This window comes from Escherichia sp. WS1368, assembly GCF_046487485.1.
Classification (GTDB): domain Bacteria; phylum Pseudomonadota; class Gammaproteobacteria; order Enterobacterales; family Enterobacteriaceae; genus Escherichia; species Escherichia coli.
The window spans coordinates 18,447-33,992 of the sequence record NZ_JBJQJI010000002.1 but is presented as its reverse complement, the minus strand read 5'-3'; the positions used below and the strand labels follow the sequence as shown (position 1 = coordinate 33,992).

The window sequence follows — 15,546 nt, the reverse complement described above, 5'->3', positions numbered from 1 at the left end:
ACCCGGGCAAATTGAGAATCATTCTGAATTTCGCCAAACGTGCCACTGAAGGTTTTCTATAATAGAAAATTCAACGTCTGATGCTGTACACAGCGCCAACAATTATTGGTGTCCGCGACGTATTTGTGGTATAAAGCGCGCCGGACTTCCGATCCATTTCGTATACACAGACTGGACGGAAGCGACAATCTCACTTTGTGTAACAACACACACGTATCGGCACATATTCCGGGGTGCCCTTTGGGGTCGGTAATATGGGATACGTGGAGGCATAACCCCAACTTTTATATAGAGGTTTTAATCATGGCAACTGTTTCCATGCGCGACATGCTCAAGGCTGGTGTTCACTTCGGTCACCAGACCCGTTACTGGAACCCGAAAATGAAGCCGTTCATCTTCGGTGCGCGTAACAAAGTTCACATCATCAACCTTGAGAAAACTGTACCGATGTTCAACGAAGCTCTGGCTGAACTGAACAAGATTGCTTCTCGCAAAGGTAAAATCCTTTTCGTTGGTACTAAACGCGCTGCAAGCGAAGCGGTGAAAGACGCTGCTCTGAGCTGCGACCAGTTCTTCGTGAACCATCGCTGGCTGGGCGGTATGCTGACTAACTGGAAAACCGTTCGTCAGTCCATCAAACGTCTGAAAGACCTGGAAACTCAGTCTCAGGACGGTACTTTCGACAAGCTGACCAAGAAAGAAGCGCTGATGCGCACTCGTGAGCTGGAGAAACTGGAAAACAGCCTGGGCGGTATCAAAGACATGGGCGGTCTGCCGGACGCTCTGTTTGTAATCGATGCTGACCATGAACACATTGCTATCAAAGAAGCAAACAACCTGGGTATTCCGGTATTTGCTATCGTTGATACCAACTCTGATCCGGACGGTGTTGACTTCGTTATCCCGGGTAACGACGACGCAATCCGTGCTGTGACCCTGTACCTGGGCGCTGTTGCTGCAACCGTACGTGAAGGCCGTTCTCAGGATCTGGCTTCCCAGGCGGAAGAAAGCTTCGTAGAAGCTGAGTAATAAGGCTTGATAACTCCCCCAAAATAGTTCGAGTTGCAGAAAGGCGGCAAGCTCGAGAATTCCCGGGAGCTTACATCAGTAAGTGACCGGGATGAGCGAGCGAAGACAACGCATCTGCGGCGCGAAATATGAAGGGGGAGAGCCCTTATAGACCAGGTAGTACACGTTTGGTTAGGGGGCCTGCATATGGCCCCCTTTTTCACTTTTATATCTGTGCGGTTTAATGCCGGGCAGATCACATCTCCGAGGATTTTAGAATGGCTGAAATTACCGCATCCCTGGTAAAAGAGCTGCGTGAGCGTACTGGCGCAGGCATGATGGATTGCAAAAAAGCACTGACTGAAGCTAACGGCGACATCGAGCTGGCAATCGAAAACATGCGTAAGTCCGGTGCTATTAAAGCAGCGAAAAAAGCAGGCAACGTTGCTGCTGACGGCGTGATCAAAACCAAAATCGACGGCAACTACGGCATCATTCTGGAAGTTAACTGCCAGACTGACTTCGTTGCAAAAGACGCTGGTTTCCAGGCGTTCGCAGACAAAGTTCTGGACGCAGCTGTTGCTGGCAAAATCACTGACGTTGAAGTTCTGAAAGCACAGTTCGAAGAAGAACGTGTTGCGCTGGTAGCGAAAATTGGTGAAAACATCAACATTCGCCGCGTTGCTGCGCTGGAAGGCGACGTTCTGGGTTCTTATCAGCACGGTGCGCGTATCGGCGTTCTGGTTGCTGCTAAAGGCGCTGACGAAGAGCTGGTTAAACACATCGCTATGCACGTTGCTGCAAGCAAGCCAGAATTCATCAAACCGGAAGATGTATCCGCTGAAGTGGTAGAAAAAGAATACCAGGTACAGCTGGATATCGCGATGCAGTCTGGTAAGCCGAAAGAAATCGCAGAGAAAATGGTTGAAGGCCGCATGAAGAAATTCACCGGCGAAGTTTCTCTGACCGGTCAGCCGTTCGTTATGGAACCAAGCAAAACTGTTGGTCAGCTGCTGAAAGAGCATAACGCTGAAGTGACTGGCTTCATCCGCTTCGAAGTGGGTGAAGGCATCGAGAAAGTTGAGACTGACTTTGCAGCAGAAGTTGCTGCGATGTCCAAGCAGTCTTAATTATCGAAAAGGAGCCGCCTGAGGGCGGCTTCTTTTTGTGCCCATCTTGTAAATTCAGCTAACCCTTGTGGGGCTGCGCTGAAAAGCGACGTACAATGTCGCTAGTATTAATTCATTTCAATCGTTGACAGTCTCAGGAAAGAAACATGGCTACCAATGCAAAACCCGTCTATAAACGCATTCTGCTTAAGTTGAGTGGCGAAGCTCTGCAGGGCACTGAAGGCTTCGGTATTGATGCAAGCATACTGGATCGCATGGCTCAGGAAATCAAAGAACTGGTTGAACTGGGTATTCAGGTTGGTGTGGTGATTGGTGGGGGTAACCTGTTCCGTGGCGCTGGTCTGGCGAAAGCGGGTATGAACCGCGTTGTGGGCGACCACATGGGGATGCTGGCGACCGTAATGAACGGCCTGGCAATGCGTGATGCACTGCACCGCGCCTATGTGAACGCTCGTCTGATGTCCGCTATTCCATTGAATGGCGTGTGCGACAGCTACAGCTGGGCAGAAGCTATCAGCCTGTTGCGCAACAACCGTGTGGTGATCCTCTCCGCCGGTACAGGTAACCCGTTCTTTACCACCGACTCAGCAGCTTGCCTGCGTGGTATCGAAATTGAAGCCGATGTGGTGCTGAAAGCAACCAAAGTTGACGGCGTGTTTACCGCTGATCCGGCGAAAGATCCAACCGCAACCATGTACGAGCAACTGACTTACAGCGAAGTGCTCGAAAAAGAGCTGAAAGTCATGGACCTGGCGGCCTTCACGCTGGCTCGTGACCATAAATTACCGATTCGTGTTTTCAACATGAACAAACCGGGTGCGCTGCGCCGTGTGGTAATGGGTGAAAAAGAAGGGACTTTAATCACGGAATAATTCCCGTGATGGATAAATAAGGGTAAGATTCCGCGTAAGTATCGCGGGGGCGTAAGTCTGGTTATAAGGCGTTATTGTTGCAGGCAGTTTGGTCACGGCCAGCGCGCAGCAACCGGAGCGTACACAAGTGCGTGAGGATGGCGAGCACTGCCCGGGGCCAAAATGGCAAATAAAATAGCCTAATAATCCAGACGATTACCCGTAATATGTTTAATCAGGGCTATACTTAGCACACTTCCACTGTGTGTGACTGTCTGGTCTGACTGAGACAAGTTTTCAAGGATTCGTAACGTGATTAGCGATATCAGAAAAGATGCTGAAGTACGCATGGACAAATGCGTAGAAGCGTTCAAAACCCAAATCAGCAAAATACGCACGGGTCGTGCTTCTCCCAGCCTGCTGGATGGCATTGTCGTGGAATATTACGGCACGCCGACGCCGCTGCGTCAGCTGGCAAGCGTAACGGTAGAAGATTCCCGTACTCTGAAAATCAACGTGTTTGATCGTTCAATGTCTCCGGCCGTTGAAAAAGCGATTATGGCGTCCGATCTTGGCCTGAACCCGAACTCTGCGGGTAGCGACATCCGTGTTCCGCTGCCGCCGCTGACGGAAGAACGTCGTAAAGATCTGACCAAAATCGTTCGTGGTGAAGCAGAACAAGCGCGTGTTGCAGTACGTAACGTGCGTCGTGACGCGAACGACAAAGTGAAAGCACTGTTGAAAGATAAAGAGATCAGCGAAGACGACGATCGCCGTTCTCAGGACGATGTACAGAAACTGACTGATGCTGCAATCAAGAAAATTGAAGCGGCGCTGGCAGACAAAGAAGCAGAACTGATGCAGTTCTGATTTCTTGAACGACAAAAACGCCGCTCAGTAGATCCTTGCGGATCGGCTGGCGGCGTTTTGCTTTTTATTCTGTCTCAACTCTGGATGTTTCATGAAGCAACTCACCATTCTGGGCTCGACCGGCTCGATTGGTTGCAGCACGCTGGACGTGGTGCGCCATAATCCCGAACACTTCCGCGTAGTTGCGCTGGTGGCAGGCAAAAATGTCACTCGCATGGTAGAACAGTGCCTGGAATTCTCTCCCCGCTATGCCGTAATGGACGATGAAGCGAGTGCGAAACTTCTTAAAACGATGCTACAGCAACAGGGTAGCCGCACCGAAGTCTTAAGTGGGCAACAAGCCGCTTGCGATATGGCAGCGCTTGAGGATGTTGATCAGGTGATGGCAGCCATTGTTGGCGCTGCTGGGCTGTTACCTACGCTTGCTGCGATCCGCGCGGGTAAAACCATTTTGCTGGCCAATAAAGAATCACTGGTTACCTGCGGACGTCTGTTTATGGACGCCGTAAAGCAGAGCAAAGCGCAATTGTTACCGGTCGATAGCGAACATAACGCCATTTTTCAGAGTTTACCGCAACCTATCCAGCATAATCTGGGATACGCTGACCTTGAGCAAAATGGCGTGGTGTCCATTTTACTTACCGGGTCTGGTGGCCCTTTCCGTGAGACGCCATTGCGCGATTTGGCAACAATGACGCCCGATCAAGCCTGCCGTCATCCGAACTGGTCGATGGGACGTAAAATTTCCGTCGATTCGGCTACCATGATGAACAAAGGTCTGGAATACATTGAAGCGCGTTGGCTGTTTAACGCCAGCGCCAGCCAGATGGAAGTGCTGATTCACCCGCAGTCAGTGATTCACTCAATGGTGCGCTACCAGGACGGCAGTGTTCTGGCGCAGCTGGGTGAACCGGATATGCGTACGCCAATTGCTCACACCATGGCATGGCCGAATCGCGTGAACTCTGGCGTGAAGCCACTCGATTTTTGCAAACTAAGTGCGTTGACATTTGCCGCACCGGATTATGATCGTTATCCATGCCTGAAACTGGCGATGGAGGCGTTCGAACAAGGCCAGGCAGCGACGACAGCATTGAATGCCGCAAACGAAATCACCGTTGCTGCTTTTCTTGCGCAACAAATCCGCTTTACGGATATCGCCGCGTTGAATTTATCCGTACTGGAAAAAATGGATATGCGCGAACCACAATGTGTGGACGATGTGTTATCTGTTGATGCGAACGCGCGTGAAGTCGCCAGAAAAGAGGTGATGCGTCTCGCAAGCTGAGGATAATCCGGCTACAGAGAGTCGCGCTATTTGTTAGCGTAGGGCTTCAGTGATATAGTCTGCGCCATCTGATCGTAAGTAGTTGGCTTTATAAGGTCAGGTATGCCGTGGTTTTACACGGCTTTTTTTTGTATAGGCTTCAGTATTCCTGAGTACCGTAAACCCTGTCAGGGAATAAGAAACGCGTGATGTTGTCTGCTACTCAACCACTTAGCGAAAAATTGCCAGCGCATGGCTGTCGTCATGTTGCGATCATTATGGACGGCAATGGTCGCTGGGCAAAAAAGCAAGGGAAGATTCGTGCCTTTGGGCATAAAGCCGGGGCAAAATCCGTCCGCCGGGCTGTCTCTTTTGCGGCCAACAACGGTATTGAGGCGTTAACTCTGTATGCCTTTAGTAGTGAAAACTGGAACCGACCAGCGCAGGAAGTCAGTGCGTTAATGGAACTGTTTGTGTGGGCGCTTGATAGCGAAGTAAAGAGTCTGCACCGACATAACGTGCGTCTGCGTATTATTGGCGATACCAGTCGCTTTAACTCGCGTTTGCAAGAACGTATTCGTAAATCTGAAGCGCTAACAGCCGGGAATACCGGTCTGACGCTGAATATTGCGGCGAACTACGGTGGACGTTGGGATATAGTCCAGGGAGTCAGGCAACTGGCTGAAAAGGTGCAGCAAGGAAACCTGCAACCAGATCAGATAGATGAAGAGATGCTAAACCAGCATGTCTGTATGCATGAACTGGCCCCTGTAGATTTAGTAATTAGGACTGGGGGGGAGCATCGCATTAGTAACTTTTTGCTTTGGCAAATTGCCTATGCCGAACTTTACTTTACAGATGTTCTCTGGCCCGATTTCGATGAACAAGACTTTGAAGGGGCGTTAAATGCCTTTGCTAATCGAGAGCGTCGTTTCGGCGGCACCGAGCCCGGTGATGAAACAGCCTGATGGGGGTCGCTTTTGCTGAAGTATCGCCTGATATCTGCTTTTGTGTTAATACCCGTCGTCATCGCGGCGTTGTTTCTGTTGCCGCCGGTGGGGTTCGCCATTGTAACGCTGGTGGTCTGCATGCTGGCAGCGTGGGAATGGGGACAGCTTAGCGGTTTTACCACTCGCTCGCAGCGAGTATGGTTGGCGGTGTTATGTGGGTTATTGTTGGCGCTGATGCTTTTTCTGTTGCCGGAATATCACCGAAATATTCATCAACCGCTGGTTGAAATCTCACTTTGGGCTTCGCTGGGTTGGTGGAGTGTCGCGCTATTGCTGGTGCTGTTTTACCCAGGTTCCGCAGCAATCTGGCGTAACTCTAAAACATTGCGCATTATTTTTGGCGTGCTAACCATTGTTCCCTTCTTCTGGGGCATGCTGGCGTTACGGGCCTGGCACTACGACGAGAATCATTACAGTGGCGCAATATGGCTGCTCTATGTCATGATCCTGGTATGGGGCGCTGACTCTGGCGCATATATGTTTGGCAAATTGTTTGGTAAACATAAACTGGCACCGAAGGTTTCTCCGGGTAAAACCTGGCAAGGCTTTATAGGTGGACTCGCGACTGCAGCGGTAATCTCATGGGGTTATGGCATGTGGGCGAATCTCGACGTCGCTCCCGTCACCTTACTCATTTGCTCTATTGTCGCAGCGTTAGCCTCAGTGCTCGGCGATCTGACCGAGAGTATGTTTAAGCGTGAAGCAGGAATTAAGGACAGCGGTCATTTAATTCCAGGACACGGTGGTATTTTAGATCGTATTGATAGCCTGACGGCTGCGGTACCGGTCTTTGCTTGCTTGTTGTTACTGGTATTCAGGACGCTTTAACGGAAGGTAATATGCTGAGTTTTCTCTGGGATTTGGCTTCGTTCATCGTTGCACTGGGTGTACTTATCACCGTGCATGAATTTGGTCATTTCTGGGTTGCCCGGCGTTGTGGTGTTCGCGTTGAGCGTTTCTCAATAGGGTTTGGTAAGGCGCTCTGGCGGCGAACTGATAAGCTCGGCACCGAATATGTTATCGCCCTGATCCCGCTGGGCGGTTATGTCAAAATGCTGGATGAGCGCGCAGAACCGGTCGTTCCGGAACTCCGCCACCATGCCTTCAATAATAAATCTGTCGGCCAACGAGCGGCGATTATTGCCGCAGGTCCGGTTGCAAACTTCATTTTTGCTATCTTTGCCTACTGGCTGGTTTTTATTATTGGTGTGCCTGGCGTACGTCCGGTGGTTGGCGAAATAGCAGCCAATTCGATAGCTGCAGAAGCACAAATTGCACCAGGTACGGAACTAAAAGCCGTAGATGGTATCGAAACGCCTGATTGGGATGCCGTGCGTTTGCAGTTGGTCGATAAAATTGGCGATGAAAGCACCACCATTACAGTAGCGCCATTTGGCAGCGACCAACGGCGGGATGTAAAGCTCGATTTACGTCACTGGACGTTTGAGCCTGATAAAGAAGATCCGATAACTTCGCTGGGGATTCGTCCTCGTGGGCCGCAAATTGAATCTGTACTGGAAAATGTGCAGCCAAACTCGGCGGCAAGCAAGGCAGGTTTGCAAGCAGGCGACAGGATCGTTAAAGTCGATGGTCAGCCCTTAACGCAGTGGGTGACCTTTGTGATGCTTGTCCGGGATAACCCGGGTAAATCCTTAGCGTTAGAAATCGAAAGGCAGGGGAGTCCCTTGTCTTTGACATTAATCCCGGAGAGTAAACCGGGTAATGGTAAAGCGATTGGTTTTGTCGGTATTGAGCCGAAAGTCATTCCTTTGCCAGATGAGTATAAAGTTGTACGCCAGTATGGGCCGTTCAACGCCATCGTCGAAGCCACGGACAAAACGTGGCAGCTGATGAAGCTGACGGTCAGTATGCTGGGAAAATTGATCACCGGTGATGTGAAACTGAACAACCTCAGTGGGCCGATCTCTATCGCCAAGGGGGCTGGGATGACAGCGGAACTCGGGGTTGTTTATTACCTGCCGTTTCTTGCGCTTATTAGCGTGAACTTAGGGATAATTAACCTGTTTCCGTTGCCCGTACTTGACGGGGGGCATCTGCTGTTCCTTGCGATCGAAAAGATCAAGGGCGGACCGGTATCCGAGCGGGTTCAAGACTTTTGTTATCGCATTGGCTCGATTCTGCTGGTGCTGTTAATGGGGCTTGCACTTTTCAATGATTTCTCTCGGTTATGAGAGTTAGTTAGGAAGAACGCATAATAACGATGGCGATGAAAAAGTTGCTCATAGCGTCGCTGCTGTTTAGCAGCGCCACCGTATACGGTGCTGAAGGGTTCGTAGTGAAAGATATTCATTTCGAAGGCCTTCAGCGTGTCGCCGTTGGTGCGGCCCTCCTCAGTATGCCGGTGCGCACAGGCGACACGGTTAATGATGAAGATATCAGTAATACCATTCGCGCTCTGTTTGCTACCGGCAACTTTGAGGATGTTCGCGTCCTTCGTGATGGTGATACCCTTCTGGTTCAGGTAAAAGAACGTCCGACCATTGCCAGCATTACTTTCTCCGGTAACAAATCGGTGAAAGATGACATGCTGAAACAAAACCTCGAGGCTTCTGGTGTGCGTGTGGGCGAATCCCTCGATCGCACCACCATTGCCGATATCGAGAAAGGTCTGGAAGACTTCTACTACAGCGTCGGTAAATATAGCGCCAGCGTTAAAGCTGTCGTGACCCCGCTGCCGCGCAACCGTGTTGACCTAAAACTGGTGTTCCAGGAAGGTGTGTCAGCTGAAATCCAGCAAATTAACATTGTTGGTAACCATGCTTTCACCACCGACGAACTGATCTCTCATTTCCAACTGCGTGACGAAGTGCCGTGGTGGAACGTGGTAGGCGATCGTAAATACCAGAAACAGAAACTGGCGGGCGACCTTGAAACCCTGCGCAGCTACTATCTGGACCGCGGTTATGCCCGTTTCAACATCGACTCTACCCAGGTCAGTCTGACGCCAGATAAAAAAGGTATTTACGTCACGGTGAACATCACCGAAGGCGATCAGTACAAGCTTTCTGGCGTTGAAGTGAGCGGCAACCTTGCCGGGCACTCCGCTGAAATTGAGCAGCTGACTAAGATCGAGCCGGGCGAGCTGTATAACGGCACCAAAGTGACCAAAATGGAAGATGACATTAAAAAGCTTCTCGGTCGCTATGGTTATGCCTATCCGCGCGTACAGTCGATGCCTGAAATTAACGATGCCGACAAAACCGTTAAATTACGCGTGAACGTTGATGCGGGTAACCGTTTCTACGTGCGTAAGATCCGTTTTGAAGGTAACGATACCTCGAAAGATGCCGTCCTGCGTCGCGAAATGCGTCAGATGGAAGGTGCATGGCTGGGGAGCGATCTGGTCGATCAGGGTAAGGAGCGTCTGAATCGTCTGGGCTTCTTTGAAACTGTCGATACCGATACCCAACGTGTTCCGGGTAGCCCGGACCAGGTTGATGTAGTCTACAAGGTGAAAGAACGTAACACCGGTAGCTTCAACTTCGGGATTGGTTACGGTACTGAAAGTGGCGTGAGCTTCCAGGCTGGTGTGCAACAGGATAACTGGTTAGGTACGGGTTATGCTGTTGGTATCAACGGGACCAAAAACGATTACCAGACCTATGCTGAACTGTCGGTAACCAACCCGTACTTCACCGTAGATGGCGTAAGCCTCGGTGGTCGTCTCTTCTATAATGACTTCCAGGCAGATGACGCCGACCTGTCCGACTATACCAACAAGAGTTATGGTACAGACGTGACGTTGGGCTTCCCGATCAACGAATATAACTCGCTGCGTGCAGGTCTGGGTTATGTACATAACTCCCTGTCCAACATGCAGCCTCAGGTTGCGATGTGGCGTTATCTGTACTCTATGGGTGAACATCCGAGCACCTCTGATCAGGATAACAGCTTCAAAACGGACGACTTCACGTTCAACTATGGTTGGACCTATAACAAGCTTGACCGTGGTTACTTCCCGACAGATGGTTCACGTGTCAACCTGACTGGTAAAGTGACCATTCCGGGATCGGATAACGAATACTACAAAGTGACGTTAGACACGGCGACTTATGTGCCGATCGATGACGATCACAAATGGGTTGTTCTGGGTCGTACCCGCTGGGGTTATGGTGATGGTTTAGGCGGCAAAGAGATGCCGTTCTACGAGAACTTCTATGCCGGTGGTTCCAGCACCGTCCGTGGCTTCCAGTCCAATACCATTGGTCCGAAAGCAGTTTACTTCCCGCATCAGGCTAGTAATTATGATCCGGACTATGATTACGAATGTGCGACTCAGGACGGCGCGAAAGACCTGTGTAAATCGGATGATGCTGTAGGCGGTAACGCTATGGCGGTTGCCAGCCTCGAGTTCATCACCCCGACGCCGTTTATTAGCGATAAGTATGCTAACTCGGTTCGTACTTCCTTCTTCTGGGATATGGGTACCGTTTGGGATACAAACTGGGATTCCAGCCAATATTCTGGATATCCGGACTATAGTGATCCAAGCAATATCCGTATGTCTGCGGGTATCGCATTACAATGGATGTCCCCATTGGGGCCGTTGGTGTTCTCCTACGCCCAGCCGTTCAAAAAGTACGATGGAGACAAGGCAGAACAGTTCCAGTTTAACATCGGTAAAACCTGGTAAGTGTTCTCCACAAAGGAATGTAGTGGTAGTGTAGCGATGACTTTAGGCGATCAATATAAGATCGCCGGGCCACGCAAAGAACTGCACCCTCCGGTGCAAATGGGATGGTAAGGAGTTTATTGTGAAAAAGTGGTTATTAGCTGCAGGTCTTGGTTTAGCACTGGCAACTTCTGCTCAGGCGGCTGACAAAATTGCAATCGTCAATATGGGCAGCCTGTTCCAGCAGGTAGCGCAGAAAACCGGTGTTTCTAACACGCTGGAAAATGAGTTCAAAGGCCGTGCCAGCGAACTGCAGCGTATGGAAACCGATCTGCAGGCTAAAATGAAAAAGCTGCAGTCCATGAAAGCGGGCAGCGATCGCACCAAACTGGAAAAAGACGTGATGGCTCAGCGCCAGACTTTTGCTCAGAAAGCGCAGGCTTTTGAGCAGGATCGCGCACGTCGTTCCAACGAAGAACGCGGCAAACTGGTTACTCGTATCCAGACTGCTGTGAAATCCGTTGCCAACAGCCAGGATATCGATCTGGTTGTTGATGCAAACGCCGTTGCTTACAACAGCAGCGATGTAAAAGACATCACTGCCGACGTACTGAAACAGGTTAAATAAGTAATGCCTTCAATTCGACTGGCTGATTTAGCGCAGCAGTTGGATGCAGAACTACACGGTGATGGCGATATCGTCATCACCGGCGTTGCGTCCATGCAATCTGCACAAACAGGTCACATTACGTTCATGGTTAACCCAAAATACCGTGAGCATTTAGGCTTGTGCCAGGCGTCCGCGGTTGTCATGACCCAGGACGATCTTCCTTTCGCGAAAAGTGCCGCGCTGGTAGTGAAGAATCCCTACCTGACTTACGCGCGCATGGCGCAAATTTTAGATACCACGCCGCAGCCCGCGCAGAACATTGCACCCAGTGCGGTGATCGACGCGACGGCGAAGCTGGGTAACAACGTATCGATTGGCGCTAACGCGGTGATTGAGTCCGGCGTTGAACTGGGCGATAACGTGATTATCGGTGCCGGTTGCTTCGTAGGTAAAAACAGCAGAATCGGTGCAGGTTCGCGTCTCTGGGCGAACGTAACCATTTACCATGAGATCCAGATCGGTCAGAATTGCCTGATCCAGTCCGGAACAGTGGTAGGTGCAGACGGCTTTGGTTATGCCAACGATCGTGGTAACTGGGTGAAGATCCCACAGATTGGTCGCGTAATTATTGGCGATCGCGTGGAGATCGGCGCATGTACTACCATCGATCGCGGCGCGCTGGATGACACTGTTATTGGCAATGGCGTGATCATTGATAACCAGTGCCAGATTGCACATAACGTCGTGATTGGCGACAATACGGCGGTTGCCGGTGGCGTCATTATGGCGGGCAGCCTGAAAATTGGTCGTTACTGCATGATCGGCGGAGCCAGCGTAATCAACGGGCATATGGAAATATGCGACAAAGTGACGGTTACGGGCATGGGTATGGTGATGCGTCCCATCACTGAACCAGGCGTCTATTCCTCAGGCATTCCGCTGCAACCCAACAAAGTCTGGCGCAAAACCGCTGCACTGGTGATGAACATTGATGACATGAGCAAGCGTCTGAAATCGCTTGAGCGCAAGGTTAATCAACAAGACTAACGTTCCATCTTTTGTTCGCCAAACTTTACGGCCTGTCTCATTCTTACGATTGCGGCAGGCCGTGTTATTATTGTCGTTTCTTATATTTTGACAGGAAGAGTATCTTGACTACTAACACTCATACTCTGCAGATTGAAGAGATTTTAGAACTTCTGCCGCACCGTTTCCCGTTCTTACTGGTGGATCGCGTGCTGGATTTTGAAGAAGGTCGTTTTCTGCGCGCAGTAAAAAATGTCTCTGTCAATGAGCCATTCTTCCAGGGCCATTTCCCTGGAAAACCGATTTTCCCGGGTGTGCTGATTCTGGAAGCAATGGCACAGGCAACAGGTATTCTGGCGTTTAAAAGCGTAGGAAAACTGGAACCGGGTGAGCTGTACTACTTCGCTGGTATTGACGAAGCGCGCTTCAAGCGCCCGGTCGTGCCTGGCGATCAAATGATCATGGAAGTCACTTTCGAAAAAACGCGCCGCGGCCTGACCCGTTTTAAAGGGGTTGCTCTGGTCGACGGTAAAGTAGTTTGCGAAGCAACGATGATGTGTGCTCGTAGCCGGGAGGCCTGATACGTGATTGATAAATCCGCCTTTGTGCATCCAACCGCCATTGTGGAAGAGGGCGCGTCGATTGGCGCTAACGCTCACATTGGTCCTTTTTGTATCGTTGGACCCCATGTCGAAATTGGTGAGGGTACCGTACTGAAATCTCACGTTGTCGTGAATGGTCATACTAAAATTGGCCGCGATAATGAGATTTATCAGTTCGCCTCCATCGGCGAAGTTAACCAGGATCTGAAATATGCTGGCGAACCGACCCGCGTGGAAATCGGCGATCGTAACCGCATTCGCGAAAGCGTCACCATTCATCGTGGCACAGTCCAGGGCGGTGGATTGACGAAGGTGGGCAGCGACAACTTACTGATGATCAACGCGCACATTGCGCACGATTGTACGGTAGGTAACCGCTGTATTCTCGCCAACAACGCAACGCTGGCGGGTCACGTATCGGTTGACGACTTCGCGATCATCGGCGGCATGACCGCAGTCCATCAGTTCTGCATCATTGGTGCGCATGTGATGGTTGGCGGCTGCTCCGGTGTGGCGCAGGACGTCCCTCCTTATGTCATTGCGCAGGGTAACCACGCAACGCCGTTCGGTGTCAATATCGAAGGGCTGAAGCGCCGCGGATTCAGCCGTGAGGCGATTACCGCTATCCGCAATGCGTATAAGCTGATTTATCGTAGCGGTAAAACGCTCGATGAAGTGAAACCGGAAATTGCTGAACTGGCGGAAACATATCCGGAAGTGAAAGCCTTTACCGATTTCTTTGCACGCTCAACGCGCGGTCTGATTCGTTAATGACTGAACAGCGTCCATTAACGATTGCCCTGGTCGCCGGAGAAACCTCCGGCGATATCCTGGGGGCCGGTTTAATCCGCGCTCTGAAAGAACGTGTGCCCAACGCCCGCTTTGTTGGTGTTGCCGGGCCACGAATGCAGGCTGAAGGCTGCGAAGCCTGGTACGAAATGGAAGAACTGGCGGTGATGGGCATTGTTGAAGTGCTCGGTCGTCTGCGTCGCTTACTGCATATTCGTGCCGATCTGACAAAGCGTTTTGGCGAACTGAAGCCAGATGTTTTTGTTGGTATTGATGCGCCCGACTTCAATATTACTCTTGAAGGTAACCTCAAAAAGCAGGGTATCAAAACCATTCATTACGTCAGTCCATCCGTCTGGGCGTGGCGACAGAAACGCGTTTTCAAAATAGGCAGAGCCACCGATCTGGTGCTCGCATTTCTGCCTTTCGAAAAAGCGTTTTATGACAAATACAATGTACCGTGCCGCTTTATCGGTCATACCATGGCTGATGCCATGCCATTAGATCCAGATAAAAATGGTGCCCGTGATGTGCTGGGGATCCCTTACGATGCCCACTGTCTGGCTTTGTTGCCGGGCAGCCGTGGTGCAGAAGTCGAAATGCTTAGTGCTGATTTCCTGAAAACGGCTCAGCTTTTGCGCCAGACATATCCGGATCTCGAAATCGTGGTGCCGCTGGTGAATGCCAAACGCCGCGAGCAGTTTGAACGCATCAAAGCTGAAGTTGCGCCAGACCTGTCGGTTCATATGTTGGATGGGATGGGCCGTGAGGCGATGGTCGCTAGTGATGCGGCACTACTGGCGTCGGGGACGGCAGCCCTGGAGTGCATGCTGGCGAAATGCCCGATGGTGGTGGGGTATCGCATGAAGCCTTTCACTTTCTGGTTGGCGAAGCGTCTGGTGAAAACTGATTATGTCTCGCTGCCAAATTTGCTGGCGGGCAGAGAGTTAGTCAAAGAGTTATTGCAGGAAGAGTGTGAGCCGCAAAAACTGGCTGCGGCGCTGTTACCGCTGTTGGCGAACGGGAAAACCAGCCACGCGATGCACGATACCTTCCGTGAACTGCATCAGCAGATCCGCTGCAATGCCGATGAGCAGGCGGCACAAGCCGTTCTGGAGTTAGCACAATGATCGAATTTGTTTATCCGCACACGCAGCTGGTTGCGGGTGTGGATGAAGTCGGACGCGGGCCGTTAGTTGGCGCGGTCGTCACCGCTGCGGTGATCCTTGACCCATCGCGCCCGATTGCCGGGCTGAATGATTCCAAAAAGCTGAGCGAAAAACGCCGTCTGGCGCTCTGTGAAGAGATCAAAGATAAAGCGTTGAGCTGGAGTCTGGGCCGCGCGGAACCCCACGAAATCGACGAACTGAATATTTTACACGCGACCATGCTGGCGATGCAGCGTGCCGTCGCTGGGCTGCATATTGCGCCGGAATATGTGTTGATTGATGGTAACCGCTGCCCGAAATTACCGATGCCTTCGATGGCAGTGGTGAAAGGCGATAGCCGCGTACCAGAAATCAGTGCTGCGTCTATCCTGGCGAAAGTGACGCGCGACGCCGAAATGGCGGCGCTGGATATTGTTTTCCCGCAATATGGTTTTGCCCAACACAAAGGGTATCCAACTGCTTTTCATCTGGAAAAACTGGCTGAATATGGCGCGACTGAACATCATCGTCGCAGCTTTGGGCCTGTCAAACGCGCACTGGGACTTGCGTCCTGATTCTTGTGTCGAGATTAAGTAAACCGG

At 51.1% G+C, this 15,546-nt stretch carries 15 protein-coding genes; all 15 read left to right on the top strand.

Translation table 11 applies throughout. The features are described 5' to 3' along the window. The first annotated feature begins 303 nt into the window (after positions 1-303). The gene (gene rpsB / locus ACJHYD_RS05870; protein WP_000246882.1) at positions 304-1,029 is read left to right on the top strand and encodes a 30S ribosomal protein S2; all 726 of its coding nucleotides are present in this window, start codon (positions 304-306) and stop codon (positions 1,027-1,029) included. A 257-nt stretch (positions 1,030-1,286) separates the two neighbouring features. Continuing rightward, positions 1,287-2,138: a translation elongation factor Ts gene (gene tsf, locus ACJHYD_RS05865; protein WP_000818114.1), complete on the top strand. Its 852-nt coding sequence runs from the start codon at positions 1,287-1,289 to the stop codon at positions 2,136-2,138. A gap of 146 nt (positions 2,139-2,284) precedes the next feature. Further along, positions 2,285-3,010 carry a UMP kinase gene (gene pyrH / locus ACJHYD_RS05860; RefSeq protein ID WP_000224573.1) on the top strand — a complete coding sequence of 242 codons (726 nt, stop codon included), beginning with the start codon at positions 2,285-2,287 and terminating at the stop codon, positions 3,008-3,010. Positions 3,011-3,301: 291 nt separating this feature from the next. Then, entirely contained in the window at positions 3,302-3,859 is a 558-nt protein-coding gene (gene frr, locus ACJHYD_RS05855; protein ID WP_000622418.1) for a ribosome recycling factor, read from the top strand. 91 nt (positions 3,860-3,950) lie between these two features. Then, positions 3,951-5,147, top strand: coding sequence for a 1-deoxy-D-xylulose-5-phosphate reductoisomerase (gene ispC / locus ACJHYD_RS05850; RefSeq protein WP_000811923.1), 1,197 nt, complete (start codon positions 3,951-3,953; stop codon positions 5,145-5,147). 188 nt (positions 5,148-5,335) lie between these two features. After that, on the top strand, positions 5,336-6,094 hold the full coding sequence (ispU, locus tag ACJHYD_RS05845) for a (2E,6E)-farnesyl-diphosphate-specific ditrans,polycis-undecaprenyl-diphosphate synthase (RefSeq protein ID WP_001295562.1): 759 nt from the start codon (positions 5,336-5,338) through the stop codon (positions 6,092-6,094). A 12-nt stretch (positions 6,095-6,106) separates the two neighbouring features. Next, the gene (cdsA, locus tag ACJHYD_RS05840) at positions 6,107-6,964 is read left to right on the top strand and encodes a phosphatidate cytidylyltransferase (protein WP_019842250.1); all 858 of its coding nucleotides are present in this window, start codon (positions 6,107-6,109) and stop codon (positions 6,962-6,964) included. 11 nt (positions 6,965-6,975) lie between these two features. Beyond that, positions 6,976-8,328: a sigma E protease regulator RseP gene (gene rseP, locus ACJHYD_RS05835; protein ID WP_001520521.1), complete on the top strand. Its 1,353-nt coding sequence runs from the start codon at positions 6,976-6,978 to the stop codon at positions 8,326-8,328. Positions 8,329-8,357: 29 nt separating this feature from the next. Then, entirely contained in the window at positions 8,358-10,790 is a 2,433-nt protein-coding gene (gene bamA / locus ACJHYD_RS05830) for an outer membrane protein assembly factor BamA (protein ID WP_001240896.1), read from the top strand. A 121-nt stretch (positions 10,791-10,911) separates the two neighbouring features. Beyond that, positions 10,912-11,397 carry a molecular chaperone Skp gene (gene skp / locus ACJHYD_RS05825; protein ID WP_000758956.1) on the top strand — a complete coding sequence of 162 codons (486 nt, stop codon included), beginning with the start codon at positions 10,912-10,914 and terminating at the stop codon, positions 11,395-11,397. Positions 11,398-11,400: 3 nt separating this feature from the next. Then, a complete protein-coding gene (lpxD, locus tag ACJHYD_RS05820; RefSeq protein ID WP_001139287.1) occupies positions 11,401-12,426 on the top strand; it encodes a UDP-3-O-(3-hydroxymyristoyl)glucosamine N-acyltransferase in 1,026 nt (341 codons plus the stop codon). Positions 12,427-12,530: 104 nt separating this feature from the next. Further along, the gene (gene fabZ / locus ACJHYD_RS05815; protein ID WP_000210739.1) at positions 12,531-12,986 is read left to right on the top strand and encodes a 3-hydroxyacyl-ACP dehydratase FabZ; all 456 of its coding nucleotides are present in this window, start codon (positions 12,531-12,533) and stop codon (positions 12,984-12,986) included. A 3-nt stretch (positions 12,987-12,989) separates the two neighbouring features. After that, positions 12,990-13,778, top strand: a complete 789-nt coding sequence (lpxA, locus tag ACJHYD_RS05810; protein WP_000565966.1) for an acyl-ACP--UDP-N-acetylglucosamine O-acyltransferase — start codon at positions 12,990-12,992, stop codon at positions 13,776-13,778. Further along, complete coding sequence (gene lpxB / locus ACJHYD_RS05805; RefSeq protein ID WP_001550626.1) at positions 13,778-14,926, top strand: lipid-A-disaccharide synthase; 1,149 nt, start codon at positions 13,778-13,780, stop codon at positions 14,924-14,926. Before lpxA ends, lpxB begins: the two co-directional genes overlap by 1 nt. Then, positions 14,923-15,519 carry a ribonuclease HII gene (gene rnhB, locus ACJHYD_RS05800; RefSeq protein ID WP_001550627.1) on the top strand — a complete coding sequence of 199 codons (597 nt, stop codon included), beginning with the start codon at positions 14,923-14,925 and terminating at the stop codon, positions 15,517-15,519. Before lpxB ends, rnhB begins: the two co-directional genes overlap by 4 nt. Positions 15,520-15,546 lie beyond the last annotated feature (27 nt).

Bases quoted from the DNA above. Each gene is read 5' to 3' on its own strand.
- rpsB (WP_000246882.1), top strand. From the start codon at position 304: ATGGCAACTGTTTCCATGCGCGACATGCTCAAGGCTGGTGTTCACTTC.
- tsf (WP_000818114.1), top strand. From the start codon at position 1,287: ATGGCTGAAATTACCGCATCCCTGGTAAAAGAGCTGCGTGAGCGTACT.
- pyrH (WP_000224573.1), top strand. From the start codon at position 2,285: ATGGCTACCAATGCAAAACCCGTCTATAAACGCATTCTGCTTAAGTTG.
- ispC (WP_000811923.1), top strand. From the start codon at position 3,951: ATGAAGCAACTCACCATTCTGGGCTCGACCGGCTCGATTGGTTGCAGC.
- ispU (WP_001295562.1), top strand. From the start codon at position 5,336: ATGTTGTCTGCTACTCAACCACTTAGCGAAAAATTGCCAGCGCATGGC.
- rseP (WP_001520521.1), top strand. From the start codon at position 6,976: ATGCTGAGTTTTCTCTGGGATTTGGCTTCGTTCATCGTTGCACTGGGT.
- bamA (WP_001240896.1), top strand. From the start codon at position 8,358: ATGGCGATGAAAAAGTTGCTCATAGCGTCGCTGCTGTTTAGCAGCGCC.
- lpxD (WP_001139287.1), top strand. From the start codon at position 11,401: ATGCCTTCAATTCGACTGGCTGATTTAGCGCAGCAGTTGGATGCAGAA.
- lpxB (WP_001550626.1), top strand. From the start codon at position 13,778: ATGACTGAACAGCGTCCATTAACGATTGCCCTGGTCGCCGGAGAAACC.
- rnhB (WP_001550627.1), top strand. From the start codon at position 14,923: ATGATCGAATTTGTTTATCCGCACACGCAGCTGGTTGCGGGTGTGGAT.